This is a genomic window from Luteitalea sp. TBR-22 (genome assembly GCF_016865485.1).
GTDB lineage: Bacteria > Acidobacteriota > Vicinamibacteria > Vicinamibacterales > Vicinamibacteraceae > Luteitalea.
The window spans coordinates 1311793-1336075 of sequence record NZ_AP024452.1; the positions used below are offsets into that span (position 1 = coordinate 1311793).

General features: G+C 70.8%; 23 protein-coding genes and 1 tRNA gene. 18 read left to right on the forward strand and 6 right to left on the reverse strand.

Going from position 1 to position 24283, the window contains the following annotated elements; all coding sequences use genetic code 11:
* Window positions 1-18: 18 nt before the first annotated feature.
* The 4 genes from dnaX (at window position 19) to TBR22_RS05395 (ending at window position 3674) form a co-directional block, all read left to right on the forward strand.
* Entirely contained in the window at window positions 19-1794 is a 1776-nt protein-coding gene (gene dnaX, locus TBR22_RS05380; protein ID WP_239491932.1) for a DNA polymerase III subunit gamma/tau, read from the forward strand.
* Between the two features lie 243 nt (window positions 1795-2037).
* A complete protein-coding gene (locus TBR22_RS05385; protein ID WP_239491933.1) occupies window positions 2038-2334 on the forward strand; it encodes a YbaB/EbfC family nucleoid-associated protein in 297 nt (98 codons plus the stop codon).
* Window positions 2335-2937: a recombination mediator RecR gene (recR, locus tag TBR22_RS05390; protein WP_239491934.1), complete on the forward strand. Its 603-nt coding sequence runs from the start codon at window positions 2335-2337 to the stop codon at window positions 2935-2937.
* A complete protein-coding gene (locus TBR22_RS05395) occupies window positions 2934-3674 on the forward strand; it encodes a TIGR04282 family arsenosugar biosynthesis glycosyltransferase (RefSeq protein ID WP_239491935.1) in 741 nt (246 codons plus the stop codon). The genes recR and TBR22_RS05395 overlap by 4 nt, the downstream gene beginning before the upstream one ends.
* Before the next feature lie 38 nt (window positions 3675-3712).
* Here the strand turns inward: TBR22_RS05395 and TBR22_RS05400 are convergent, their stop codons facing one another.
* Window positions 3713-4750, reverse strand: coding sequence for a hypothetical protein (locus TBR22_RS05400; protein ID WP_239491936.1), 1038 nt, complete (start codon window positions 4748-4750; stop codon window positions 3713-3715).
* Between the two features lie 46 nt (window positions 4751-4796).
* Here TBR22_RS05400 and TBR22_RS05405 point away from each other — a divergent pair, with 46 nt between their 5' ends.
* The 3 genes from TBR22_RS05405 (at window position 4797) to TBR22_RS05415 (ending at window position 7840) form a co-directional block, all read left to right on the forward strand.
* Window positions 4797-5408: a TMEM198/TM7SF3 family protein gene (locus TBR22_RS05405; protein ID WP_239491937.1), complete on the forward strand. Its 612-nt coding sequence runs from the start codon at window positions 4797-4799 to the stop codon at window positions 5406-5408.
* Window positions 5408-6715, forward strand: a complete 1308-nt coding sequence (locus tag TBR22_RS05410; protein ID WP_239491938.1) for a M24 family metallopeptidase — start codon at window positions 5408-5410, stop codon at window positions 6713-6715. The genes TBR22_RS05405 and TBR22_RS05410 overlap by 1 nt, the downstream gene beginning before the upstream one ends.
* 138 nt (window positions 6716-6853) lie before the next feature.
* Entirely contained in the window at window positions 6854-7840 is a 987-nt protein-coding gene (locus TBR22_RS05415; RefSeq protein WP_239491939.1) for a sugar phosphate isomerase/epimerase, read from the forward strand.
* Window positions 7841-7877: 37 nt separating this feature from the next.
* Here the strand turns inward: TBR22_RS05415 and TBR22_RS05420 are convergent, their stop codons facing one another.
* The gene (locus TBR22_RS05420) at window positions 7878-8174 is read right to left on the reverse strand and encodes a helix-turn-helix transcriptional regulator (protein ID WP_239491940.1); all 297 of its coding nucleotides are present in this window, start codon (window positions 8172-8174) and stop codon (window positions 7878-7880) included.
* Window positions 8175-8786: 612 nt separating this feature from the next.
* On the opposite strand from TBR22_RS05420, the gene TBR22_RS05425 reads away from it, so the two are divergent.
* The 11 genes from TBR22_RS05425 to TBR22_RS05475 all read left to right on the forward strand — a co-directional run bounded on the left by TBR22_RS05425 (window position 8787) and on the right by TBR22_RS05475 (window position 19938).
* The gene (locus TBR22_RS05425; RefSeq protein ID WP_239491941.1) at window positions 8787-9731 is read left to right on the forward strand and encodes a methyl-accepting chemotaxis protein; all 945 of its coding nucleotides are present in this window, start codon (window positions 8787-8789) and stop codon (window positions 9729-9731) included.
* Window positions 9732-9742: 11 nt separating this feature from the next.
* A complete protein-coding gene (locus TBR22_RS05430; RefSeq protein ID WP_239491942.1) occupies window positions 9743-10078 on the forward strand; it encodes a lipid asymmetry maintenance protein MlaB in 336 nt (111 codons plus the stop codon).
* Between the two features lie 43 nt (window positions 10079-10121).
* Window positions 10122-10448 carry a response regulator gene (locus TBR22_RS05435; protein WP_370651486.1) on the forward strand — a complete coding sequence of 109 codons (327 nt, stop codon included), beginning with the start codon at window positions 10122-10124 and terminating at the stop codon, window positions 10446-10448.
* 54 nt (window positions 10449-10502) lie between these two features.
* Window positions 10503-12641: a chemotaxis protein CheA gene (locus tag TBR22_RS05440; RefSeq protein ID WP_239491944.1), complete on the forward strand. Its 2139-nt coding sequence runs from the start codon at window positions 10503-10505 to the stop codon at window positions 12639-12641.
* 54 nt (window positions 12642-12695) lie between these two features.
* Window positions 12696-14654: a methyl-accepting chemotaxis protein gene (locus TBR22_RS05445; protein ID WP_239491945.1), complete on the forward strand. Its 1959-nt coding sequence runs from the start codon at window positions 12696-12698 to the stop codon at window positions 14652-14654.
* Between the two features lie 29 nt (window positions 14655-14683).
* On the forward strand, window positions 14684-15178 hold the full coding sequence (locus tag TBR22_RS05450; RefSeq protein ID WP_239491946.1) for a chemotaxis protein CheW: 495 nt from the start codon (window positions 14684-14686) through the stop codon (window positions 15176-15178).
* Between the two features lie 261 nt (window positions 15179-15439).
* Window positions 15440-17104, forward strand: a complete 1665-nt coding sequence (locus tag TBR22_RS05455; RefSeq protein ID WP_239491947.1) for a CheR family methyltransferase — start codon at window positions 15440-15442, stop codon at window positions 17102-17104.
* A gap of 18 nt (window positions 17105-17122) precedes the next feature.
* On the forward strand, window positions 17123-18166 hold the full coding sequence (locus TBR22_RS05460; protein ID WP_239491948.1) for a chemotaxis response regulator protein-glutamate methylesterase: 1044 nt from the start codon (window positions 17123-17125) through the stop codon (window positions 18164-18166).
* 17 nt (window positions 18167-18183) lie between these two features.
* Window positions 18184-18939 (forward strand): hypothetical protein, encoded by a 756-nt coding sequence (locus TBR22_RS05465; protein ID WP_239491949.1) that lies wholly within the window; start codon window positions 18184-18186, stop codon window positions 18937-18939.
* A gap of 8 nt (window positions 18940-18947) precedes the next feature.
* Entirely contained in the window at window positions 18948-19751 is an 804-nt protein-coding gene (locus tag TBR22_RS05470; protein WP_239491950.1) for a transporter, read from the forward strand.
* Window positions 19752-19863: 112 nt separating this feature from the next.
* Window positions 19864-19938: transfer RNA gene (locus tag TBR22_RS05475), tRNA-Asn, on the forward strand.
* Window positions 19939-20368: 430 nt separating this feature from the next.
* Here the strand turns inward: TBR22_RS05475 and TBR22_RS05480 are convergent.
* The 4 genes from TBR22_RS05480 to TBR22_RS05495 form a co-directional block, all read right to left on the reverse strand.
* The gene (locus tag TBR22_RS05480) at window positions 20369-21379 is read right to left on the reverse strand and encodes a beta-lactamase family protein (protein ID WP_239491951.1); all 1011 of its coding nucleotides are present in this window, start codon (window positions 21377-21379) and stop codon (window positions 20369-20371) included.
* A gap of 83 nt (window positions 21380-21462) precedes the next feature.
* A complete protein-coding gene (locus TBR22_RS05485) occupies window positions 21463-22497 on the reverse strand; it encodes a sugar phosphate isomerase/epimerase (RefSeq protein WP_239491952.1) in 1035 nt (344 codons plus the stop codon).
* A gap of 129 nt (window positions 22498-22626) precedes the next feature.
* Window positions 22627-23229 carry an HAD family hydrolase gene (locus TBR22_RS05490; protein ID WP_239491953.1) on the reverse strand — a complete coding sequence of 201 codons (603 nt, stop codon included), beginning with the start codon at window positions 23227-23229 and terminating at the stop codon, window positions 22627-22629.
* 95 nt (window positions 23230-23324) lie between these two features.
* Window positions 23325-24221 carry a glycerophosphodiester phosphodiesterase family protein gene (locus TBR22_RS05495; RefSeq protein WP_239491954.1) on the reverse strand — a complete coding sequence of 299 codons (897 nt, stop codon included), beginning with the start codon at window positions 24219-24221 and terminating at the stop codon, window positions 23325-23327.
* Window positions 24222-24283: the final 62 nt, after the last annotated feature.

Sequence of the window (24283 nt, forward strand, 5' to 3'; positions counted from 1 at the left end):
CGAGCCAGCCCACACACCGTGTCACGCCCCTATCAGGTGCTCGCCCGCAAGTGGCGTCCCCAGCGCTTCGACGACGTCGTCGGGCAGGTGGGGGTCACGCAGACGCTGCGCAATGCGATCGACCGCAAGCGCATCGCCCAGTCCTTCATCTTCTCGGGAGCCCGTGGCGTCGGCAAGACGACGACCGCGCGCATCCTGGCCCGCGCGCTGAACTGCGAGCAGGGGCCGACGCCCGATCCGTGCGGCACGTGTGACGCCTGCGTCGAGATCGCGGAAGGGCGCGACATCGACGTCATCGAGCTCGACGCGGCCACCCACACGGGCGTCGACAACGTGCGCGAGGTGATCATCGAGAGCCTCGGCATCTCGCCGGCCCGCGACCGCTACAAGATCTTCATCATCGACGAAGTGCACATGCTGTCGAACAGCTCGTTCAACGCATTGCTCAAGTCGATCGAGGAACCGCCGCCGCACGTCGTCTTCATGATGGCGACGACGGAGCTGCACAAGATCCCGGAGACCATCAGGTCGCGGTCGCAGGAGTTCGAGCTGCGCACGATCGGCGCACGCAGCGTCGCCGAACAGCTCGGGCGAATCGCCGAGGCCGAGCAGTTGCAGGTCGATCCCGACGCGCTGCTGCTGCTCGCGCGTGCCGGCGAGGGGTCGATGCGCGACGCGCTGAGCGCGTTCGACCAGGTCATCGCGTTCGCGGGCGAGCGGATCACGGCGGCCGACGTGGCGAGCGTGCTCGGGCTCATCGGCCGCGACGTGCTGATGGACATGGCCGACATCGTCGCCGACGGCCGCGCCGCCGACGTGTTCGACGCCGTCGGCCGGCTTGTCGAGTCGGGGCAGGATCTCAAGCTGGTCGTGCGCGAGCTGACCGGCCTGGTGCGCGACCTGATGGTCGTCAGCGTCGATCCGTCGCGCCTCGACGACCCCGAGCTCTCCGGCGATGCCGAGCGTCTCCGGGCGCTCGCGGCGCGCTTCTCGCGCGAGGACCTGTTGCGCGCCTTCGACGTGCTCGCGCGCGCCGAGCAGGACGTGCGCTACGCCGCGCAGCCGCGCTACCACCTCGAGATGGCGCTGCTGCGCTGGATCCACCTCGGCCACCTGGCCCCGATTTCCGAGGTGCTCGAGGCGCTCGGCAGCGGACGTCCGCTGCCGGCCGGCGCCGGGGCTCGCCCCGCGGCGCCGCCGGTGGCCCGCCCTGCGCCCGTCACGCCAGCCACGCCCGCCGGGGCCGGCACGGGCAGCGCGTTGCGACGCCTGTCGGAGAGTGCACGGGCGGCCAGCCCGGTGTCGGTCGCCTCACCGGTGGCCGCGGCCACGCCTCCGGCCGCGGTGGCGCCCCGCCCGCCGGCGGCAGCGCCCCCAGCCGCCCCCGCCCCGCCCGCTCCAGAGCCGGGCGATGCGGGCACCCCGGTCGGCGGCGGGACCATCGAGCAACTCGTCGAGGCCCTGCGCAAGAGCAATCGCACGTTCTTCGGCACGGCGCTCGCGAGGGCCACGTTCGCCATCGACGGCAACAAGCTGGTGCTGACGGTGACCGGCAACTTCGAGCAGGCCCGCTGCGAGGGCCGACGGTCGTGGATCGAGGAGACGGCGCAGCAGGTGCTCGGGCGTCGTCACGTGCTCGAGATTCGCGTGGTGGCACAGGCCGCCGAGGCCGCGCCCGACCCGACCGAGCTGGACAAGGCGCGCCTGAGGGATCAGGCCCTGAAGAGCGAGGCCGTGCAGGCGACGCTCGACGTGTTTGCCGCCGACGTCAGGGACGTGGAAGAGATTCAATGACGTTTGACGTTTGACGTCTGACGTTTGACGTCTCACGTTCAACGCCGAACGCCGAACGCCGAACGCCGAACGCCGAACGCCGAACGCCGAACGCCGGATGCACTCTCGCCGGACGTAGCCGTCGCCCTTGGGCGACGGTCAGGGCACGTCAGGGGAGGAAGATTTCGTAGTCGCATGACGAAGGCCGACCAGACGGGTATACCCAAGGCCGAAGGCCGAATGACGAAGGCCGACGAGGTTCAGATGAACATCCAGAAGATGATGCAGCAGGCGCAGCAGATGCAGGAGAAGATGCAGCGCCAGATGGCCGAGACCGTGATCGAGGCGACCGCCGGTGGCGGCCTCGTGAGCGTCAAGGTCAACGGCGCCAAGCAACTCCTCGCGATCACGCTCGACCCCGAGGCCGTGAACAAGGACGACGTGGAGATGCTGCAGGACGCCATCCTCGCCGCCGTGCAGGACGCGCAGCGCAAGGCCGACGAGAAGATGAACAGCACGATGAGCGGCATGCTGGGTGGACTCAAGCTGCCGGGCATGTAATTGTCTTCGCCCTACCCAGAGCCGCTCGTCAGGCTCATCGAGCAGCTGCAGAAGTTCCCGGGCGTCGGCGCCAAGACGGCGCAGCGACTGGCCTTCCACGTGCTGAAGGCGCCGCGCGAGGACGCCGAGCGTCTCGCCGAGGCGCTGCGCGACGTCAAGGCGCAGGTGCAGCACTGCTCGATCTGCAGCAACATCACCGACGTCGACCCGTGCGCCTACTGCACGAGTCCCGACCGCAACCCGCGCGTCATCTGCGTCGTCGAGGAGCCGGCCAACGTCGTGGCGGTCGAGAAGACGCGGGACTTCCGCGGCCGGTACCACGTGCTGATGGGCACGCTGTCGCCGCTGCAGGGCATCGGCCCCGATGCGCTGAGGATCAAGCCGCTGCTGGCGCGCGTCGCCGCCGGTGACGTCGAGGAAGTGATCCTCGCCACCAACCCCACGGTGGAAGGCGAGGCCACGGCGCTCTACCTGGCCAAGCTGCTCAAGCCGCTCGGCGTGCGCGTCACGCGCATCGGCATGGGCGTGCCGGTCGGGAGCGACCTCGAGTACGCCGACGAAGTGACCATGACCCGGGCGCTCGAGGGCCGGAGGGAGATGTGAAGGTCGTCGTGGTGATGACGCGCGCGCCGGAGCTGGCCCCGGCGGCCGTGATCACCGTCGGGGAGGCGGCCGTGGTGCGCGGACCCAAGACGCGCCTTGCGCCCGCCCTGCCCGACCCGTCGGCGCGCGAAGCGTTGCAGCGCGCTTTCCTGCGCGACGTGCTGGCCACGGCGCGGTCGGTGGCCGGCGCGGTCGTGCGCGTCGCCATCGCGCCCGGCGGCAATCCAGGCGCCTTTGCCGACCTCGGCGTGCCGGCGGGGCAGGTCATCACCCAGAAGGGCGACACCCTCGGCGATCGCGAACGCGCGCTCTTCGCCGAGCTGTTCCGGCGCGGCGCGCGCCAGGTCATCATCGTCGGCTCCGACATCCCGCTGCTCGAGGCGCGCGTGCTCGAGGAGGCCTTCGCGGCGCTCGACGCGACGCCGTCGCCGGTCGTGCTCGGCCCGGCGACCGACGGCGGCTACTACCTGCTGGGGCTGTCGGGGCCGGACGTGCCCGACCTGTTCACGGGCGTGCGCTGGAGCACGAGGTACGCGCTGATGGACACGCTGCGTCGCTGCGAGTTCGCGGAGCGACGCGTGGTGCTGCTCGACGTCCTCGACGACGTGGACCAACCCGAGGACCTCGAGCGCCTGCGCGAGGTGTTGCGAGACGACCCGTCGCGCGCCCCGGCGACCGCGGCGTGGATGGAAGCCGCCGACCTGAAGGTCGGCGGCCACGCACAGGAGGGTTCGTAGGCGTCGACCTTCAGGTCGACGCGCGTCGCGCCCTGACGCTAGGCCTCGTCGGCTTCGTAGGCGTCGACGGGATTGAGGCCGCGCAGGCCGAGGAACAGCACCCCGACGCCGGTCCACACCAGCATCCGCGCCTTGCGGACGACGGCCAGCGTGACCCCGAGCGCCGACGAGCCGTACAGCACCTGCGTGAGCAGGCCCGACCCCGCCTCGTCGACGCCGAGCCGCATCGGCACGAACTTGAACGCCACGTTCACGAACCTGTTGATCGACTCGAGCAGGAAGGCGCCGAGCACGGTCGCCGGCGTGCCGGCCGGCAACAGCATCGCAATCGTCAGCCACGTCTCGGCGACACCGAGCACGTGATAGCTCGCCTCGAGCAGCAGCACGGGGACGGGCCGCGACGGGTGCCGGCGCGCGAACGTGTAGACCTGCTCTTCGAGCGTGCGCAGTTTCGCCGTGCGGGCCAGCAGGGCGGCCGGCCCCAGGTGATGGCGGGCCATGACGTCCAACGCCCACGAGAGGGGACGCCATCGCCCGCTCGCCAGCGCCAGCGTGACGAGCAGGAAGGCGGCCATGCCGACCAGCGCGATGAGGCTCATCACCCGCAGAGCCGGCGGGACGACGAACTCGAACAGCAGCGCGAGCGTGCCGCCGCCGATCATCGCGGCCACCGTGAGGATGTAGAAGAGGTTCTCGACCGCGATGCCCGACAGCGCGTTCATCAGCGAGACGCGGTCGCGCACGTAGGCGGCCTTGGTCGGCTCGCTCACCACCAGGCCGAGCGGCGTCAGGTTGCCGAGCGCATCGCCGCCGACGAGGGCCGGGAACGTGTCGCGGAGCCTGAGCCGATGGGGCGGGTCGGTGCAGAGGACCCAGGCCCAGGCACGGACCGCGAAACGCAGCCCGCCGAGGGCCACGATGCCGACGAAGGCCCAGCCGACCCGTGCGAAGCCACTCGCAATCGTGTCCAGGCCGGTCTGTCGCAGCGTGTACCCGAACAGCAGCACGCCGCCGAGCGCGGCCACGACACCGCCGAGGCGCCGGGAAGCGGACGGACGCGTGGCGGAGGGGGGCATGGGAGGGGGGCCGCCAGGAGCCGGCCGGGTCCACTATAATGCCGCGATGCTGCCGGAGACGCTGCACGTCCCAGCCGCCGTCCTGTTCCTCGTGGGCGGTGTCCTGTCGTGCTTCCTCGGTCAGCGCACCTTCCGCATCGTCCTCGGCCTGTACGGGTTCGTCATCGGCGTGCTGGCCGCCGGATCCATTGTCGGGCCAGCCGACACCACCCGCGACATCCTGATCCTGCTGGCCGGCGGGGTGGGCGGCGCGCTGGCGCTCGTGCTCGCGTATTTCATCGGCGTCGCGCTGGTCGGCGCCGCCATGGCGGCGCTGGTCGTGCACGCCATCGCGGCACAGCTCGGCATGGAGCCGCCCGCGGTCGTGGTCATCGCGTGCACGATCGTCGGGGCGCTCGCGGCGCTCTCGTTGCAGCGCTACGTGATCGTCTTCGGCACGGCCTTCGGTGGCGCGTGGCTGCTGGTGATGGGCGCGCTCGGCCTCTGGCATCGCGAGTCGGTGACCGGCCTCGGGTCGGCGGCCACGGGCTGGCAGGCGTACCCGTTGCGCCCGGCCCCGGGCGAACACTGGGTGCTCGTCCTCTGGGTCGCCCTCGCGATCGCCGGGCTCGTCGCGCAGTTCCGTCTGTCGACGCCCCGCATGGTCCGCGCCCGCTGATGCGATTCGGGTCCGTCCTGCTGGCCCTTGCCGTCGCGTCGGCTCCGTCCGCGGCGCCCGCGCCGTCGAGCCCGCTCCCACCCGTCAAGACGCACCGGGAACAGGCAGCGCTGCACCGCACCTTCCTCGAACGGCGATTCGAGCGCCTGCTGCCCGAGCTGATGCGGCGGCACGGCCTCGACATGTGGATCGTCGTGACGCGCGAGTACGACGACGATCCGGTGTTCCGGGCGCTCGCCCCGCTCACCACCTACGCCTCGCGCCGACGCACCATCCTCGTCTTCCACGACCGCGGGCCGGGCCAGGGCGTCGAGCGGCTGTCCATCGGCCGTTTCGACTACGACCGCCTGTACACGGTGGTGCCCACCCACAACGACGGGCAGTGGGCGGGCCTGCGGGCGTTGCTCGACCAGCGCCAGCCGCGGGCCATCGGCATCGACACGTCGCGCACCTTCGCGCACGCCGACGGCATCTCGCACACCGAGCACGAGGCGCTCGTCGCCGCGATCGGTCCGGTGCACGCGGCGCGCCTCCGCTCGGCCGAGCGGCTCGCCGTCGACTGGCTGGGGCGGCGGCTGCCCGAGGAGACCGCCGTCTATCGCGAGGCGCAGGCGATCGCGCACGCGATCATCCGCGAGGCCTTCTCGGCCGCTGTCATCACGCCGGGCGTGACCACGACCGACGATGTCGCGTGGTGGATGCGGCAGCGCGTCGCCGAGCTCGGGCTCGGGCAGTGGTTCCAGCCGACGGTGGACATCCAGCGCAAGGGCGGCGTCCAGGGTGGCAGCCGCGTGATCGAGCGTGGCGACCTGCTGCACTGCGACTTCGGGATCGTGTACCTCGGATACGCCACCGACACGCAGCACAACGCCTACGTTCCGCATCAGGGCGAGCTCGCCGCGCCTGCCGGCCTGCAGGCCGGACAGCGGGCCGGCACGCGGCTGCAGGACATCGTGCTCGAGGAGGCCCGCGCCGGCGTCACGGGCAACGCGGCGCTCGCGGCGTCGCTGGCGCGCGGCCGCGGCGAGCAGTTGTCGCCCGTCATCTACTGCCATCCGATAGGCATCCATGGCCATGGCGCCGGTCCGCACATCGGCATGACCGACTACCAGGACGGCCTGCCGGGGGCGGGCGACTACGCCTTCGAACCCGAGTCGTGGCATTCGATCGAGCTGAGCGCCTCCCGACCGGTGCCCGAGTGGGACGGACAGGTCGTCAGGTTCGCGCTCGAGGAGGACGCCGTGCTCACGTCCACCGGCTGGCGCTGGGCCCTGGCGCGCCAGGACGACCTGCTGCTGGTGCGCTGACGGCGCACCGCCGACGGCCGTCGGCCACCAGTCCCGACTCGCGACGCCCGACGCCCGACTCCCGACTCCCGACTCTCGACTCCCGACGCCCGACTCCCGACTCCCGACTCCCGACTCCCGTTCCCCAAGAGACTCCCGATGACTACGCCCGTCGATCGTCGCGCGTTCGTGCAAGGCGCGCTTGCAGCAGCAGGATTGGCACCACTGTCGTCGGCCGCGCCCGGTCCCCGTGCCGGTGAGGGGACGCACCGCCCCGAGGCCAGTGCTGGTCAGGTCGCCACCGGCGCCATCACCGTCGCCGGACCCTCGTCGCCGTTCTTGTTCTTCTCCAAGCACCTCGGTGAGCTGGCCTGGCCCGACCTCGGGCGAGCGGTCCGCGAGATGGGATTCGACGGCGTGGACCTCACCGTGCGTCCCGGCGGGCACGTGCTTCCCGCGCGCGTGACCGAGGACCTGCCGAGGGCCGTGGCGGCGATTCGCGACGGCGGCAGCCGCGTGACGATGATCACGACGGGCCTCACCTCGCCCGACGACCCGGCGGCGCGGCCGACGATGGCCGCGGCGCGTGCCGTGGACGTCGGCCTGCTGAAGGCGGGGTACTACCGGTACGCGTTCGCCGACGTGCGCAAGGAACTGGCCGAGGCGACGACGCAGTTCAGGGCGCTGGTGCAGATGGCGTCGGCGGCAGGCGTGGTGCTGGCCTACCACAATCACTCCGGGTACATCGGGGCGCCGGTGTGGGATGCGCTCCGCCTGATCGAGGGGCTGCCGCCGTCGGCGACCGGCCTCTATTTCGACGTGCGGCACGCGACCGTCGAGGGCGGCGAGGCCGGCTGGCGCGTCGCGACGCAGATGGCGGCGCCGTACCTGCGCATGCTCGCGGCCAAGGACTTCTACTGGGACAAGGGGCGCGACGGGCGGTGGCGGGTGGTCGACTGTCCGATCGGCGAGGGGATGGTGGACTGGAAGACGTTCGCGGCGGAGATTCGCCGCGCCGGCTTCACCGGCCCCATCTCGCTGCACGTCGAGTACGAGCCCGGGGGGCGGACACCTGCGGAGAAGACCGATCGGATGCGGGAGGCGGCGGCGCGGGACCGGGCGCGGCTGGCGGCGCTGCTGGGGTGAGGATGGCCGGAGCTGGGAGGGCGCCGGCCTCTGGGGGCTAGCGCTTCTTCTTCTTGCTGGCCGGCGTGTCCTCGAACTTGCCGGCCCAGCGCGCGACGCGCGCGATGGCCGTGCCGTTCAGGCGGTAGCGGCGCTGGCGGCCTTCCTTGCGCACGGCGACGAGCCGCGCCTCGAGGAGCAGGCGGAGATGCTGGGAGATGGCGGGCCGGCTCATGTCGAACGGCTCTGCCAGTTCGTTGACGGTGCGATCGCCGGTGCGAAGCAGGTCGAGCAGGGCCCGACGCGTCGGATCAGCAATCGCGCGGAAGACGTCGGTCTGGGCTTGCGCGGTCACCTCCACACAGTACGGAAGCCGGCGAGGAAATGTCAACGCGCGCCTTCCTATTCGGCGCCGCCAGAGCCGCGCGCCGCGGCTGGCCCGGCAGCGGCGGCCCGCACCGCCCGACCCGGCCTCTCGGTGGCCTCGCCCTGGCCCGCCTGGTACGCCTCGCGCATCACCACCCTCCGGAGCCGGCCCGGACTGTCGGGAAGGCTGCCACCGCGGAGGCGGTCACGTGCAGGTGGGCGCTCTCGAGAATGCCGTTCCCACGGTTCGACCCTGTCCTTGGTATGTGCCACGCGGCAGTGAGGCCCTGGCCTCACCTGTTCGTGGTGGTCCCGCTACCGCGCTTGGTGTATGTCGGCCGGCTGGACCGTCCCTGGGGCCGATTGCACGGGCGGCCGACACCCGCCGGCCCGATGACCCCGTCGGGCCGGTCGCGTCCTCATCACCAGCGCGGAGGACCAGGACCCCGGGGTAGGCGATTTTCCGCTGGCCGTGGGTGATCTTTCTCTCTAGAGGAACGCAGCCCGAGGCCGATGACTGCTATGTCCTGCTGACTCGGGCGCAACGGGCGCCCAGGGCAGGGCGGCACCGCACGGTGCCCTTCCCGAGGTCGGAACGGTCGTGGCCACTTCACCGCTGGTAGTCGAAGTCGCAGCCCACCTGTCGGTCATCCCAAAGCTGAACGAGCAGCTCGCGGAGACGTCTCGACAGGTCGAGACCGCCGTCGTCGACATCTGCCAGCACTTCCAGACCATCGCCGACCAAGCGCGGCGGGGTGTGCAGGCGACGACGGCCCTCGTCGAGGGCGGCCACGGCGACAGCTTCGGCACGCTGCTCGATCGCATGCAGGACACGATGCGCGCGATGGACCGCCGCCTGACGCGGACGTCCGACCGCGCCCTGCAGGCCATCAAGCGGCTCGAGGAGCTCGAGGCGTCGCTGAGCGGCGTGTTCAACAACCTCGATCAGATCGAGGAACTCGCCACGGCGCTCCGCCTGCTGGCCATCAACGCCAAGATCGAGGCCGTCCGTTCCGGGGACCGGGGCGCCGGGTTCGCCGTCGTCGCCGACGAGATGCAGCGCGCCGGCAAGGAGTCGCGGGCGATCGCCGAGCAGATTCGCGATGGCGTCGCGCACATGACCACCGAGACGTCCGAGCTCGCCGCGCTGCTGCGCGAGGGCGCGCAGTCCGACCTGACGAGCATCGAGGCCTCGCGCACGCAGGTGGCCGACACGTCCGAGGCGCTGGCCAAGAACCACCAGATGCTGCAGCAGCGCATCCGGGAGGGCGCGGAGCTGAGTCGGTCGCTGGCCGAGGAGATCTCGGCGTCGGTGGTCGGCCTGCAGTTCCAGGATCGCGTCAACCAGCGGATCGGCCACGTCACCGAGGCGCTGACGCACATGCGCGACGCGCTCGGTCACGCGCTGCCGGCGATCGACGACGACACCGCCGAGGCGCGCGCCGAGCGGCAGGCGCTCGTCGAGCGGCGCCTCCACGAGACCTACACGATGTGGGAGGAGCGCCAGGACGAGGCGCCCAGCTCCGGCGACGTCGAGCTGTTCTGAGGATCACGACCATGGAAGCCACCACCGCGCCAGACGCTCCCGCCAGGCCCGCCTCCTGGGCACCGGCAGGCACGCTCACCATCGACACGGTGAGCGAGCACTGGACGGCACTGCGCGCCTGCATCGGGCAGGGCCAGGCCGTGCACGCCGACCTGGCCGCCATCAGCCGCGTCGACACGGCCGGCATCCAGTTGCTGCTCGAGGCGCGCCGCACGGCGGCAGGCGTCGGACAGGACTTCCGGGTCAGCGGGCTGGCGGTGCCGGCCGAGACCTGCGAGTTGCTGGGCATCACGAACGAGGCCGCCAACGCGGCATCCCCGGCGACGGTCGCCGGGCAGGAAGGGTAGGACCGTGGCCAAGACCGCACTCATCGTGGACGACTCGGTGTCGATGCGCCAGATGGTGTCGTTCACCCTCCAGCAGAGCGGCTTCGCCGTCCTCGAGGGCGGCAACGGCAAGGAAGCCCTCGCCACGCTCGGCGCCAACAAGGTCGACATCGTCATCACCGACCTGAACATGCCCGAGATGGACGGCATCACGTTCATCAAGGAACTGCGCACGCGCCCGAACGCCAAGTTCACGCCGGTCCTCATGCTCACCACCGAGTCGCAGGAGAGCAAGAAGGCCGAGGGCAAGGCCGCCGGCGCCACGGGCTGGATCGTCAAGCCCTTCAATCCCGAGAAGCTCCTGGCCGTCGTCGGCAAGCTCGTGCCGTGACCCCCACTTGTGACCCGGTACCCGGAACCGCTCCCCGTGACCCGGTGACCCGCCATGCAGATTGATCTCTCGCGCTTCAAGGACACCTACTTCGAGGAGGCCACCGACCACGTGGCCACGATCGAGTCCTCGCTGCTCAACCTGGAGGAACGCGGCGGCGACCGTGAAGTGCTCGACGCGATCTTCCGGGCGGCGCACTCGGTGAAGGGCGGCAGCGGCGTCTTCGGCCTGACGGCCATCGGCGAGTTCACCCACGCGCTCGAGAGCGTGCTCGATCGCCTCCGCGAGGGAGAGATCGCCTGCACGCGCGATCTCATCGACCTGCTCCTGCAGGCCAACGACGTGCTGCGCGGCCTGTTGGCCTCGGCGCGCACCGGGGTGGCCGAACCCGGCGAGCGCGAGGCCGTCCTGGTGTCGCTGGGCGAGGTGCTCAAGGGCGCGACCGCCGCCGAGGCCGCTGCCGACGCCACGGCCGCGGTGGTCGCGGTTGCTGCCGCGGCGACCGAGGCCGTCGAGGTCTCGCCCGCCAGCGACGCCGTGACCAGAGGCGCTGCGGGTGGCGCCGTGACCGTGCCGCGCTGGCGCGTCCACTTCATTCCCAACAAGGACCTGTTCCGGCAGGGGCTCGATCCCCTCGTCCTGTTCCGCGACCTGGCCGAGGTGTCCCGCATCCTGCGCGTCACGCTGCACGAGGACGCGCTGCCCGACCACGACACCTTCGACGCCGAAAGCTGCTATCTGGGCTGGACGTTCGAGGTCGAGACGGCGGGCGGCGAAGGCCCGCTCCGCGACGTGTTCCTGTTTGCCGAGGACGACGCGGTGCTCGAGATCACGCCCGTCGTCGATGCGCCAGTACCGCAGGCCGCTCCTGCCGCGCCTGCCGTCGACGGCACTGCGGCAGCCCCGGGCGCGCTCGTCACCCCGGCGCCTGCCACGCCGGCGCCGGAGGAACGTCGCCTCGGCCAGCGCCGCGTGCTGGCCGATCGTCGTCCGGCCGCCGAGAATGCCTCGATCCGCGTCGCGACCGAGAAGGTGGATCGGCTGATCGACCTGGTGGGCGAGGTGGTGATCTCGCAGTCGATGGTGGCCAACATCATCGACACGTTCTCCGAGGAGAAGCTCCTCACGCTGCGCGACGCGGTCGGCGTGCTCGCCCGCAACACCCGCGAACTGCAGGAGCGGATCATGGGCATCCGCATGATGCCCGTGGGCGGCGTGTTCGCGCGCTTCCCGCGCGTCGTCCACGACATCGCCGGCGCGCTGGGCAAGGACATCCAGGTCGTCTTCGAGGGCGAGGAGACCGAGCTCGACAAGGGGGTCATCGAGCAGATCGGCGATCCGCTGACGCACATGGTCCGCAACGCGGCCGACCACGGCATCGAGCTGCCCGCCGACCGCGCCGCCGCCGGAAAGCCTGCGCAGGGCACCATCCGCCTCAGCGCGTTCACGCGCGGCGGCAACGTCGTGATCGAGGTGGCCGACGACGGCAAGGGCCTCGACACCGAGCGCATCCGCGCCAAGGCGCTGTCGCAGGGGCTCATCAGCGAGCACGAGACGCTGAGCGACGAGCAGGTCAACGCGCTGATCTTCGCGCCCGGCTTCTCGACGGCCGACCAGGTGAGCAGCCTGTCGGGCCGCGGCGTCGGCATGGACGTGGTCCGCCGCAACGTGCAGGCCCTCAACGGCACGGTCGCCGTCGAGAGCAAGCCGGGCAAGGGCTCGCTGTGCCGCATCACGCTGCCACTCACGCTGGCCATCCTCGACGGCCAGTCATTGACGGTCGGGGGCGGCCAGTACGTGTTGCCGATCACCTCGATCGTCGAATCCCTCCGGCCCCGCCCGCAGGACGTCCAGGTCGTCGTGGGACGTGGCGAGGTGGTGCTGGTCCGAGGCGAGGCGGTGCCGCTGGTGCGGCTGCACCGACTCTTTGGCGTACCGACCGACCGCACCGATCCCTGCACCGGGATTGTCGTGCTCGTGGAGCACGACGGACAGCGTGCGGCCCTGCTCGGCGAGGAACTCCTCGGCCAGCAGCAGGTCGTCATCAAGAGTCTCGATACCCACTACCGTCGGACCGACGGGGTGATGGGCGCGACCATCATGGGTGATGGCTCCGTGGCCCTGATCCTCGACGTGCCCGGCTTGTTGCGGCTGGCCGGTCAGGGACGCCGCGTCGCCGAGAGCGCGGCCTAGGGCCGCTCGTCCGCCTGCCCCCAGCCGAGGGCGACGGTCCGGAAGGAGCACATCATGCAGTGGTTCAAGAACCAGAAGATGGCCGTCAAGCTGACGCTCGGTTTCGGCGTCAGCTTCATCCTCACGCTGGTCGTGGGCGTCATGGCGCTCCGCAGCCTGTCGACGGTCAAGGATCTCAACAACGTGATGTACCAGAATCACGCGTTGGGCATCGCGCACATCAAGGAAGCCAACATCTCGGTGGTCCGCGCCTCGCGCGCCCTCCGCAACGCGATCATCGACGACGCGGTCGCCGACAAGCAGAAGCGCTGGGACGACGCCAGGAAGTACCGCGTCGAGTTCGCGGCGGCGATGGAGAAGTTCGACAAGACGATCGTGTCCGAGGAGGTCCGCAAGCAGAGCCGCGAGGCGCAGGAGAAGTTCAAGGAAGTGTCCGACGGCCAGGACGTCGCCTTCGAGTTGACGATTTCGGGCAAGGCCGACGAGGCCAAGGAGATGCTCAAGAGCCTGCGTGCGCAGGCCGACGAGATCGACAAGATCGTCGACACGATCGAGGCCGACAAGATGAAGCGCCTCGAGGCGGCCGCCGACGAGATCGACAGCACCTACACCAGCACGCGCTCGACGCTGATCGGCATCATCGCGACGTGCATGGGCCTCACCGTCCTGCTGATCTGGACGATCGCGCGCCTCATCACCAGGCCGCTCGGTGAGACGGTCAGCGTGCTGCAGCACGTCGCCAAGGCCGACTTCAGCGAGACCATCAAGCTCGACACCCACGACGAGATCGGCGACCTGGCGCGCGCCACCAACGCCGCCATCACCCAGATCAAGGACGCGCTGGGCAACGTGCGGTCGGCGGCCGAGGCGATGGCCAAGGGCGACTTCAGCGTCGAGGTGCGCAAGGACCTGCCCGGCGAGCTCGGCGTGATGGCCAATGCGCTGGGCACCGGCCTGACGTCGCTGCGCGGCGCCGTCGCCAACGTGCGCGAGGCCTCGCAGGGCCTGGCCAACGGCGACCTGACGATCGCGGTCCGCAGCGACCTGCCGGGCGAGCTCGGCGTGATGGCCGCGGCCCTGAACGAGGCGGTGACCAAGCTGCGCCAGGCGATGAGCGACGTGCGCGAGACCGCCAATGCGGTGGCCTCGTCGGCCGACCAGCTCGCGGCGGCCTCGCAGGAGATCTCGAGCGGCGCGCAGGAGCAGGCCAGCAGCCTCGAGGAGACGGCAGCCAGCCTCGAGGAGATGACGGCGACGATCAAGCAGAATGCCGACAACGCACAGCAGGCCAGCCAGCTGGCCGGCGGGGCGCGCAGCACGGCCGAGGACGGCGGCCAGGTGGTGAGCGAGGCGGTGCAGGCGATGAGCGCCATCAACGACTCGTCCAAGAAGATCGCCGACATCATCACGACGATCGACGAGATCGCCTTCCAGACCAACCTCCTCGCCCTGAACGCGGCAGTGGAAGCGGCGCGGGCCGGCGAGCAGGGCCGCGGCTTCGCGGTGGTCGCGGCCGAAGTCCGCAACCTGGCGCAGCGCAGCGCGACGGCCGCCAAGGAGATCAAGGACCTGATCTCCGACTCGACGCGCAAGGTCGAGGCCGGATCGGCGCTGGTCAACGCCTCGGGCAAGACGCTCAACGAGATCGTCGCCGCCGTCAAGCGCGTCACCGACATCGTCGCCGAGATCGCCGCGGCGAGCCGCGAGCAGTCCTCGGGCATCGAGCAGGTCAACAAGGCCGTCACGCAGATGGATCAGGTGACGCAGGCCAACGCCTCGCAGACCGAGGAGATGTCGGGCACGTCCGAGTCGCTCTCGGGCGAGGCCGGCAAGCTGCAGGGGCTGGTGCGCCGCTTCAAGCTCGGCGAGGAGGCGATGGCCGAACAGCAGCGCCCCGCGGCGCGCAAGCCCGTGGCGATGATGAGCCGCAAGCCAGCCGCCGGCCGCCGTCCGCAGGCGCCGACCTCCGGCACGGCCGCGCTCGCGCTCGACAACGAGTTCCAGGAGTTTTGAACGCTCGTCATCGAGTGGAGGGCTGAGCCATGACGACACAGCAGGCAGTGGACCAGGCCCGCACGGACGGCGGGCAGTTCCTGACCTTCCGATTGGGCAACGAGCAGTTCGGGCTCGAGATCCTCAGGGTCCAGGAGATCAAGGGGTACTCGGCGATCACGCCGATCCCCAATGCCCCCTCGCACGTGAAGGGCGTGATGAACCTGCGGGGCGCGGTGGTCCCGGTGGTGGATCTCCGCCTCAAGTTCGGGATGCCGGAAGTGGAGTACACCAAGTTCACGGTCATCATCCTGGTGACGGTGAACGGCAAGGTGGTCGGCCTGGTGGTCGACGCGGTGTCCGACGTGCTGACGCTCGGCGCCACCGACGTCGCCGCACCGCCCATCTTCGACGCGTCGGTGGACACGTCGTTCATGACCGGGCTGGCCAAGGCCGGCGACGGCCTCATCAGCCTGCTCGACATCGATCGCGTCGTCGGCATGGTCGACGAGGTCGCACCACCGCCGCAGGAGGTGGCCGCCTAGGCGGCCGACGGGGCGCCAGGCGCGCCCCACGGTGATCCCGACTAGGCGCGCGTGCACGTGGCCTCGCCACGTGCCGCGCGCCTTTTCGTGTGCCGGGGCAGGCCATCCTCCGGGGCGAGCCATCGGGAAATTCCCGAGGCGATGCGAAGGAATTCTCCTTCAAGGGGCCTTCCGCCGATGCCGATGACACGAGCAGCGTCGGGGCCGCCCGGACAACCGGATGGGCCGGCGTCGGGCGGATCGGTCCGCGAGAACAACTCCATGTCCCTGCTGGGTTCCGTGCCGGGAACCGTCGAACTCACCACCCGCGAGTTCGACAGCCTCCGGACCCTCATCCACGAGATTGCCGGCATCGCCCTCGCGCCCGCCAAGCGGACGCTGCTGGAGTCGCGCCTGCAGCGCCGGCTGCGCGCCCTGAACCTCCGCACGTTCAGCGACTACATCGACTGCCTCGCCCAGCCCGGCACGCCGGAGCTGGTCGAGATGATCAACTGCGTCACGACCAACAAGACGGACTTCTACCGCGAGCCGCACCACTTCCGGTTCCTGCAGCAGCAGGTCATCCCGGCGGTGCAGTCGCGCACGGTGGGCGGGCGCCGCCTCCGCATCTGGAGCGCCGGCTGTTCCACCGGCGAGGAGCCGTACACCATCGCGCTCGCCATCGCCGATGCGCTCGGGCCGCGCCTGAACTCGTGGGACGTGAAGATCCTGGCCTCCGACATCGACACCAGGGTGCTGGAGACCGCCGCGGCCGGCACCTACCCGGCCGATCGTGTCGACGTCGTGCCCGACCACCTGCGCGAGCGGTACTTCACCCGCTCCCGGACGCCTGGCGCCTACGACATCGACGACGCGATCCGCCGGATGATCACCTTCCGCCGGATCAACTTCGCCGACCCGCGCTGGCCGATCAACACGCAGTTCGACGTCATCTTCTGCCGCAACGTCATCATCTACTTCGACCGCGACACGCAGGCCGTGCTCTTCGATCGGTTCGCGCAGCTGCTGAAGAAGGACGGGCACCTGATCATCGGCCACTCCGAGACCCTCAGCTGGCTCACCGGGACGTTCGCGCAGGTGCGCGGCGTGCCCACCGTGTACCGCCTGGCCACGGCCGCCGACGGCGACCTGCGGCCGCCCTCGGTGGTGGCCGCACAGGCCGCCGCCGCTGCGCCAGCGTCGCGGCCGGACGCCGTCGAGCCGGCGCCGCGGCCCCTCGCGGTCGGGTCGGCTCGCCCCGCCCTCCGAGCGGGCGGGCGGCTCGCCTCGCGCCTGGAGTCGCGCCTCGGGCCGCGCCCCGCCACGGCTTCGAAGGTCGGGGCCGATCGGCGCCTGCATCACGGCGCGATCGAGTCGGCGGCGCACATGCCGCACACCCACATCATCCACGTCGGCGGCGTGTTCGCGTCGGCCGAGGCGGCGGTGGTGCGCACCATCCTGGGCTCCTGCGTGGCCGCGTGCCTCTACGACCCCGAGACCCGCATCGGCGGCATGAACCACTTCCTGCTGCCCGAAGGCCACGACAAGCAGCAGGACGCGCGGGCGAGCACGCGCTACGGCGTGCACGCGATGGAAGTGCTGATCAACGAGATGATGCACCGCGGCGCCGACCGTCGCCGCCTGCGCGCCAAGGCCTTCGGCGCCAGCGAGGCCATCAAGCACGTCGTGCTGAGCCGCGAGGTGCAGGAGCGCAACGCACAGTTCATCACGCGGTTCCTCGAGGTGGAGGGCATCCCCCTCGATCGGAGCCTGCTCGGCGGGCCTCGCCCCCTCGAGGTGCTGTTTGCCACCGACACGGGCAAGGCGTTCGTGCGCGAGTTGGCGCTGCCCTCGGTGGAACGCCTGGCACACGAGGAGGACCGCTACAGCCAGACCCTCATCCATCCGGCGCAGCCGGCAGAGGACGACGACATCACGCTGTTCTGATGCCGTGGAGACGCCCCCATGACTCGCGTGCTCATCGTCGACGACTCGGCGCTCATCCGCCAGTTGCTGACCCAGATCCTCCAGAGCGACCCCGACATCGAGGTGGTGGCCGCGGTGCCCGACCCGGTGGCCGCCGTCGAGCGCCTCAAGCACGAGCGGGTCGACGTGATCACGCTCGACGTCGAGATGCCGCGCATGGACGGCCTGACGTTCCTCGAGAAGCTGATGCGGGCGTGGCCGATTCCGGTCCTCATGGTGTCGTCGCTGACCGAGCGCGGCTGCGCCACCACCCTGCGCGCGCTGGAGCTCGGGGCGGTCGACTTCGTGACCAAGCCGAAGATCGACGTGCGGGCCGGCATCGAGGAACTCGGCCAGCAGATCCTCGCGAAGGTGCACGACGCCGCCCGCGCGAAGGTGCGTCGCCGCGAGAGCGGCGCCGCGGCGCCGGTCAAGGTGCTGCCCAACACGCAGGCCCTGATCAACAGCACCCACAAGGTGATCGCGATCGGCGCGTCGACGGGCGGCACCGAGGCGCTGCGCGAGGTGCTGCAGGTGCTGCCGGCCGACAGCCCCGGCATCGTCGTGGTGCAGCACATGCCGGAGACGTTCACGCGGTCGTTCGCCGAGCGCCTCGACACGTTGTGCCAGATCAAGGTGAAGGAGGCGGCCGACGGCGACCGCATCCTGCCGGGCCATGCGCTCATCGCCCGCGGCAACATCCACATGGAAGTCCGCCGGAGCGGCGCGATCTACTCGGTGCGGCTGGTCGACAGCCCGCCCGTCAACCGGCATCGCCCGTCGGTGGACGTGCTGTTCGACAGTTGCGCGCGGTACCTCGGCGCCAACGCGGTGGGCGTGATTCTCACCGGCATGGGCAACGACGGCGCGCGCGGCATGCGCGCCATGCACGACGCCGGCGCGTTCACCATCGCGCAGGACGAGGCGTCCTGCGTCGTGTTCGGCATGCCCAAGGAGGCCATCGCGGCCGGTGGGGTAGACGAGATCCTGCCTCTCTCTCGCGTCGCCCCGGGCATGCTGCGGGCCGTCGCCGAGGCGGCCTGAGGAGCGGGGAGGATGCCATGTTCCGCCAGGCACGTTCGCTGCTGCTGTGTACGGCCACGCTGCTGGTCGCCGTTCCCGCGATGGCGCAGATGACGCCGGGCGCCGAACCCGGAGACGTCCTGAGCCTCGGCCAGGTGATGGTCGAGGCCGGTGCGGGGATGACCTTCGACGCCGAGGACGGCACGTCCGGCGCCGGTGCGCAGCCGCTGATCCGGTTCGGCATCGCGCCGGGCATCGAGCTGCTCGGGGGATCGGGCGGGTGGACCTCGGCATGCTTCGGCCGCTGCGCCTGGTCGCCGACGACGGCGTTCGCCGGCTGGCGTGCGCTGATCCCCGGGCAGATGGCGGGCTTCAACACGGCGGTGTCGGGCCTGTTCTACTACCCGACGCGCACCGACCATGCCCAGCCGCGGGTCATCGAGAGCAGCTTCATGCTGCACGTCGATCGCGCGATCGGCGAGGCGCTGCTCCTGACGTTCAACGCCGAGATCGCCCGGCTGCACGACGCGGAGACCGCGGTCCTGCGCCATGGGGAAGGCTTCGGCCTGGTGTGGGATCGCGGCGGGCGCTGGTTGCCGCTGGTGCGGTTCGGGCACCGGGCCGCGGCGGTCGAGGGGCCGGAGCCGTGGTACCTCGAGATGGGCACCGGCCTGCGCATGGGCGGGGCGTTCGAGTACGAGTTCGCGGTGACACGCGGCCTCAACGCGGCCGAGCCTGGCTGGGGCGTGGCGGCCGCGGTGGCCATCAGCCACGACTTCCGGCCACTCTACTGAGGCGTTCCATGCAAGCGATGTTTCGTTGCTTCGTGCCGGCCATGCTGCTCGTTGCGGCGCTGGGGAGTGGCGCGCAAGCGCAGCCGGCCGCGCCTGCCCCGGAGGCGCCGGAACCCGGCGCCGAGTTGCCCACCGATCGCCCCGGCTTCAACGCGCCCGCCACCGTCGTCGGCCGCGGCGTGGTGCAGATCGAGATGGGGTGGTCCACGGTGCACGGCCGCGACGGCCTGAACGGCAGTGTGGGCCCGCAGCCGTTGCTGCGCATCGGCGCCACCGACCACCTGGAGTTCGAGTTCACGAGCGCCGGACTCGCCGCCGCCTGCGTCATCAAGTGCGACTGGCACGGCACCGACATCGCGGCCGGCGCGCGCTACGTGTTGCCGGTGACCCCGCTCGGGATCTCGCTGGCGATGACCGGGCTGCTCTCGGTGCCGACCGGGTCGCAGGCGTTCACGTCGGAGCACCTCGATCCCCTGGGCATCGTCCACGTGGACCGGGCCTTCGGGCCGATCGGCGTGTCGTACAACTACATCGCCACGCGCATCCACGACGAGGACGGCGAGGTGGCCGCCACGCGGAGCGGGCACGGGCTGAACGTCGGGACGTCGATTGGCCGGTGGGCGCCGTTCGTGAACTTCGGCTGGCGGCCGGTCCACGTCGATGGGCGTGCGCCGGTGCTGGCCGAGGCGGGCCTGGCCTACCGGCTCGCCCGCGACGTGCAACTGGACGTGTCAGCGACGCGCGGACTCAATGCCGCCGAGGCGATGTGGTCGCTGTCGGCGGGCATCGTGCTGCGGCACCGTCCCCGTTGACCCGCAGCCCGTTGACCTGCGAGGACGGGCCGCAGTACACTGTCGCTTCGTCGCGACCGGTTCCGGCCGCGGCAGGCAGCACCCTCGCCACCGTGCGAGGTCCCACCCGAGTTCCTCAGTAGCTCAATGGCAGAGCATCCGGCTGTTAACCGGAGGGTTGTAGGTTCGAATCCTACCTGAGGAGCCATTTCTGGCCTGCGGCCAGAATGGCTCCCGCAGGTAGGCTTCAGGCTCGCGTCTGCTCGCCTTCGGCTCGCACCCGCGAGCTCGAATCCGCTCTCTCCGTGGCGGGACGCTTGCGCCTCGGCGTGCGGCCGTCGCTTACCCTGAGCGCAGTCGAAGGGGCGTCGCCTCGGCCGGATCCTCCCGCGCATCGCCACACACGTCGGCTCACCGCCGCCGACTCGGGTCCACTCTCTGCGCTACGAGGAGCGTGCGCCTCGGTGTCTGCCATCGCTTGCCCTGAGCGTAGTCGACCCGACCGGCTCGAACATCCGGGTTCACGGTGTAGCCGTCGCCCTTGGGCGACGGTCGATCGACGGGCATCCGTGTCTCTCTCGTTGCTCGCCCCGGCCCGACGTTGGGCCGGACGAATGGCGCGGCGAGGACACCGCGCCCTACCGCTGTGGGGGCGTACCGGACGGCGCGAACGTCTCGACGATTCGCTGCGCCAGCGCGCGTGTGTTGGCGTGCGCGATGTTGGACGTGACCGCGACGACCACGCCGCCGTCCCCACTCGAGGCCAGCGACATCACCGTGCCGCCCGCGAGCTGCCCATCGACCCTGCCCGGGTGAGCCGACAGCCCGACGCGCACCAGATCGGTCGGCGTCGACGAGAACGCCTGCCCGTTGGCGGCGCAGCACGCCAGGTCGCGCATCGCCATCAGGCGACGACCGGTCCGCGGATTGCTGCCCGATTGCGGCACGTAGAACGTCGCCCGGTCGCCGGCGATCGGGTACTCCGGGCGCATGAGACCGAGCGGCTGCCAGACCACGTGGCGCAGCAACGCCAGCGGCGGGAAGTCCTCTTCCTCCTCGCCGACGTGCTCGGGGCTCCAGTCGGCTGCCGTATCGACGCCGGTGTGCGGCAAGGCCAGTGTCGACGCGGCTGGCGCGAGCACCGATGCCGCCGTGCCGACGTGGAAGCGCGTGGCTGGCGTCACGGCCGCCTCGGTCGAAACGTCGCGCCACCCGAACCCCTCGGCCCACAGGAGGGCGCCGCCGGCGCCGACCGCCACGGACACGCCCGGCAGGTTCTGCTCCAGCATGGCCGTGCGCACCAGGGCGCGGGCGCGCTCGACAGCCGCGGCGTGCTGGGCCGCCGGTGCGGCGGTTGCGGCCGACGGGATGTCCCGGGCCTGGGGGAACAGGGCCGCCGAGACGGAGACGGCGTGCGTGAGGACGGCGGCGAAGCCCGCGACGCCGACACCGACGAGGAGCGCGGTTCGGAAGCCCCATCGCGGCAGGCGTTGGCGGGCCGCCTTCAGGCCGAGCACGAGGCCCGCGATCATGAGCACCAGGCCCATGGCCGCGGCACCGGGCGCGTCGTCGGCTTGCGCGACGTAGAAGCCCATGGCCCCGATGGCGAGGCCGAGGGTGACGAGGGTGAAGGCCTTGATCATGTGCATCACGGCCTCATCGTCGCTGACGATCGTGGCTGGACGATGGCACCTCGCAGGCACGTGACGGCGAGGTGCCCCTCGTCCCTTGCCTAGCTGCCCATCCCGTCCTCGAACGAGCCCTGCGCGGCCGGCCACGTGAGGTGATCGCGCACGTAGGCAATGCCGTTGGCGCTGGTCCAGTCGAGGTCCTTGTGGGCGCTCTCGGCTTCGACGACGAGCGGCGCCGACGCGCGACCCATCACCTGCTTGTAGCGGGCCGGGTAGCCGATGTGGTTCAGGAGCTCGGCGTAGCGCTGCATGTTGATGTCGCCCGAGGGCAGGTCCACGAACTGCATCGCGCGCTTCTGCCAGTCGCCGTCCATCATGCGCAGCGGCAGGCCCGGCCGGATGACGAAGTTCTTGATGTGGGCGGCGTACACGCGCTTGCCGACCTTCAGGAAGCGCGACTCCCAGCTCTCGCCCTCCCAGCAGTGCGACGGATCGGCGTTGACGCCGAGGCACGCGTCGCCGTCGCAGATGTCGACCAGCATGTTGAAGTCGTCGGCGCACATCGCCGCCGTGCCCGGGTGGATCTCGTGGCACAGGATGATGCCGCGCTCGTTGGCGGCCTTCCGCAGGGAGGCCGTCTTGCTGACGAAGCGCTCCTGGCCTTCCTTGATCAGGTCGTAGTCGCCGCCCTGCCAGAAGCCCCAGGGATAGCCCGTGGCCGCTTCCCAGCCGAACGCGACACCCCAGAACATCGGGAGCACCCGGATCTTCAACTCCGCGGCGAGATCGAACAGCTGCAGCAGGTACGTCTCGGCCCAGGCTTCGATCTCGGCCGGCGACTTCCTGGCCACGTCCGCGGGCACGAAGGGGCGCACCGTGGGGCTGCCGGTCCACGCCGTCGTGTGCACCCACACGGGGCAGTGTGTCGAGATGCCGTCGAGCGACAGGCTGCGCGACGCGAATGCGTCGAGGATCTCGCTGGCCTTCCGGAAGCTGCCGTCGGCAGCCTGCAGCATGTAGTTCGAGGGTTGGGCCCCGGCTGCGCCCGACGCCTTGGCGTAGTCGAGGAACTGCTCGAGGGACTTGGCGCCGTGCTGCGCGCCTTCGATGCTGGCGTGATAGAGGCTCTGTGCCATGGGTCTGCTCCGGCCGCGGGTGCGAAAGGGATGTCGGCGCCAGGCCCCGGGTACCGGCATGCATGACGTCGGGCGGGGCGGCGCACCGCCGAGGATACCGGCGGGCCGTGCCGCGCGCCAACCCCGGTGCTACAGGAGGCCGCGCGCCACCAGCGCCGCCCGAACCGCCGCAGGGCCGTCGACCACCTCGGCCTGCAGTCCGAGCGACCGTGCCACCGCCACGTTGCCGGGGGCATCGTCGAAGAACAGCACCCGCTCGGCAGGCTGACCGAGCCGCGCCAGCGCGAGGCGGAAGATCTCCGGGTCGGGCTTGCGAACACCGAGTTCGTGCGACGCCCAGGCATGGTCGAACGCGTCGAGGAGGCCGAGCTCGCGGGTCAGCCGATCCCAGTGCAGGGGATTGTTGTTGCTGAGGGCGGCCAGCACGAACCGTCCGCGCAGGTCACCGAGCAGGTCGAGGGCGCCCGGCAGCCAGCCGCGCGCCCACGATCGGTATGCGGCGACGAAGTCCTCCGGCGGGAGCGAGATGCCCCAGTCCTCACGGAAGCGGGCCACGAAGGTGTCGGTGTCGAGGCGTCCGCCGCCGAACGCCAGCGACGGCGCGCAGGCGTTCCAGCGCGCCTCGACCTCGGCTTCCGACAGCTCGGTGGGCAGCAGGCGCCGCAGCTCCGCGACGCCCGCGAAGTCCACGAGCACGCCACCCAGGTCGAAGAGCAGGACGGACGGGGTCACGGGGGCATGATACGCGTGGCTTACGGCTCAGGGCTCAGGGCTCACGCAGAAGGACAAAGGACAAAGGGCAAACGGCAAAGGGCGAACGACGTCTGTCAGCGCGGGAAGAGATCCGGGTTGTTCGTGAACAGGCCGTCCACCTTCAGTTCCTGCACGTACCGCCGCATCTTCGTCGTCAGCGCCTCCGGCGTGGCAAGGTCGGGCGGGCGCAGCGCGAACGTCCACGGCACGACCGTCAGGCCAGCGGCGTGAGCCTGCGCGACGAGCTCGGGCGTGCGATCGACGATGGGGATGGCCGGCGCGACGCCGGTGGCGAACGTGCGCATCTCGGCGAGTCCGGCCGGCGTGAGCCAGCGCGCGACCCCTTCCGGCGTCCCGATCAGGAAACTGCGCGGCACTTCCGGGAGCAGCCTGGCCAGTCGGCGGACACTGTCCTCCTCGAAGACCTGCAGGTGCACGGCAGGGCGCCCCTTGAACGTGGCGCCGACCAGGCCGTTCTTGCGGAGCGCGTCGGCCACCAGCTGCTCCGGGTCGAAGCCCTTCGACCGGAACCGCGCGGGGAACTTCAGCTCGGGGAACAGCCCGGCCTTGCCCTTCACCAGGTCGATGGCCTCCTGGAAGGTCAGCATGCGCTCGCCCTTGAACCGCGGGCCGAACCACGACCCGGCATCGAGCGACTTGATCTCGGCCAGCGTGAAGTCCTCGACGAGCCAGTGTCGCTCCTCACCCTTCGGCGTCTTCACCACGGTGAATCGATCCGGATACCGGTCGCGCACGTCGGTCGTGCGCTCGAGGGCGCCGTCGTGCGTGCAGACGAGCACGCCGTCCTTCGTGATGCCGAGGTCCGGCTCGACGTAATCGGCGCCCTGCGCGATGGCGAGTTCGTAAGCCGCGGCCGTGTGCTCGGGGGCGTACGCCGACGCCCCACGGTGCGCGATCACGAATGCACCAGGCGACGATGCGGGCTGCACTGCCGAGGTGGTGGCCGACATGGCGTGGATGAGCTGCGCGCCGACCAGGGCGAGGCACGCGACGGTTCGCCGTACTGATGAGG

Coding starts and splice junctions, on each gene's coding strand:
- TBR22_RS05385 (WP_239491933.1), top strand. CDS start 2,038: ATGAACATCCAGAAGATGATGCAGCAGGCGCAGCAGATGCAGGAGAAG.
- TBR22_RS05400 (WP_239491936.1), bottom strand. CDS start 4,750: ATGCCCCCCTCCGCCACGCGTCCGTCCGCTTCCCGGCGCCTCGGCGGT.
- TBR22_RS05405 (WP_239491937.1), top strand. CDS start 4,797: ATGCTGCCGGAGACGCTGCACGTCCCAGCCGCCGTCCTGTTCCTCGTG.
- TBR22_RS05410 (WP_239491938.1), top strand. CDS start 5,408: ATGCGATTCGGGTCCGTCCTGCTGGCCCTTGCCGTCGCGTCGGCTCCG.
- TBR22_RS05415 (WP_239491939.1), top strand. CDS start 6,854: ATGACTACGCCCGTCGATCGTCGCGCGTTCGTGCAAGGCGCGCTTGCA.
- TBR22_RS05430 (WP_239491942.1), top strand. CDS start 9,743: ATGGAAGCCACCACCGCGCCAGACGCTCCCGCCAGGCCCGCCTCCTGG.
- TBR22_RS05435 (WP_370651486.1), top strand. CDS start 10,122: ATGCGCCAGATGGTGTCGTTCACCCTCCAGCAGAGCGGCTTCGCCGTC.
- TBR22_RS05440 (WP_239491944.1), top strand. CDS start 10,503: ATGCAGATTGATCTCTCGCGCTTCAAGGACACCTACTTCGAGGAGGCC.
- TBR22_RS05445 (WP_239491945.1), top strand. CDS start 12,696: ATGCAGTGGTTCAAGAACCAGAAGATGGCCGTCAAGCTGACGCTCGGT.
- TBR22_RS05450 (WP_239491946.1), top strand. CDS start 14,684: ATGACGACACAGCAGGCAGTGGACCAGGCCCGCACGGACGGCGGGCAG.
- TBR22_RS05455 (WP_239491947.1), top strand. CDS start 15,440: ATGTCCCTGCTGGGTTCCGTGCCGGGAACCGTCGAACTCACCACCCGC.
- TBR22_RS05460 (WP_239491948.1), top strand. CDS start 17,123: ATGACTCGCGTGCTCATCGTCGACGACTCGGCGCTCATCCGCCAGTTG.
- TBR22_RS05465 (WP_239491949.1), top strand. CDS start 18,184: ATGTTCCGCCAGGCACGTTCGCTGCTGCTGTGTACGGCCACGCTGCTG.
- TBR22_RS05470 (WP_239491950.1), top strand. CDS start 18,948: ATGCAAGCGATGTTTCGTTGCTTCGTGCCGGCCATGCTGCTCGTTGCG.
- TBR22_RS05480 (WP_239491951.1), bottom strand. CDS start 21,379: ATGCACATGATCAAGGCCTTCACCCTCGTCACCCTCGGCCTCGCCATC.
- TBR22_RS05485 (WP_239491952.1), bottom strand. CDS start 22,497: ATGGCACAGAGCCTCTATCACGCCAGCATCGAAGGCGCGCAGCACGGC.
- TBR22_RS05495 (WP_239491954.1), bottom strand. CDS start 24,221: ATGTCGGCCACCACCTCGGCAGTGCAGCCCGCATCGTCGCCTGGTGCA.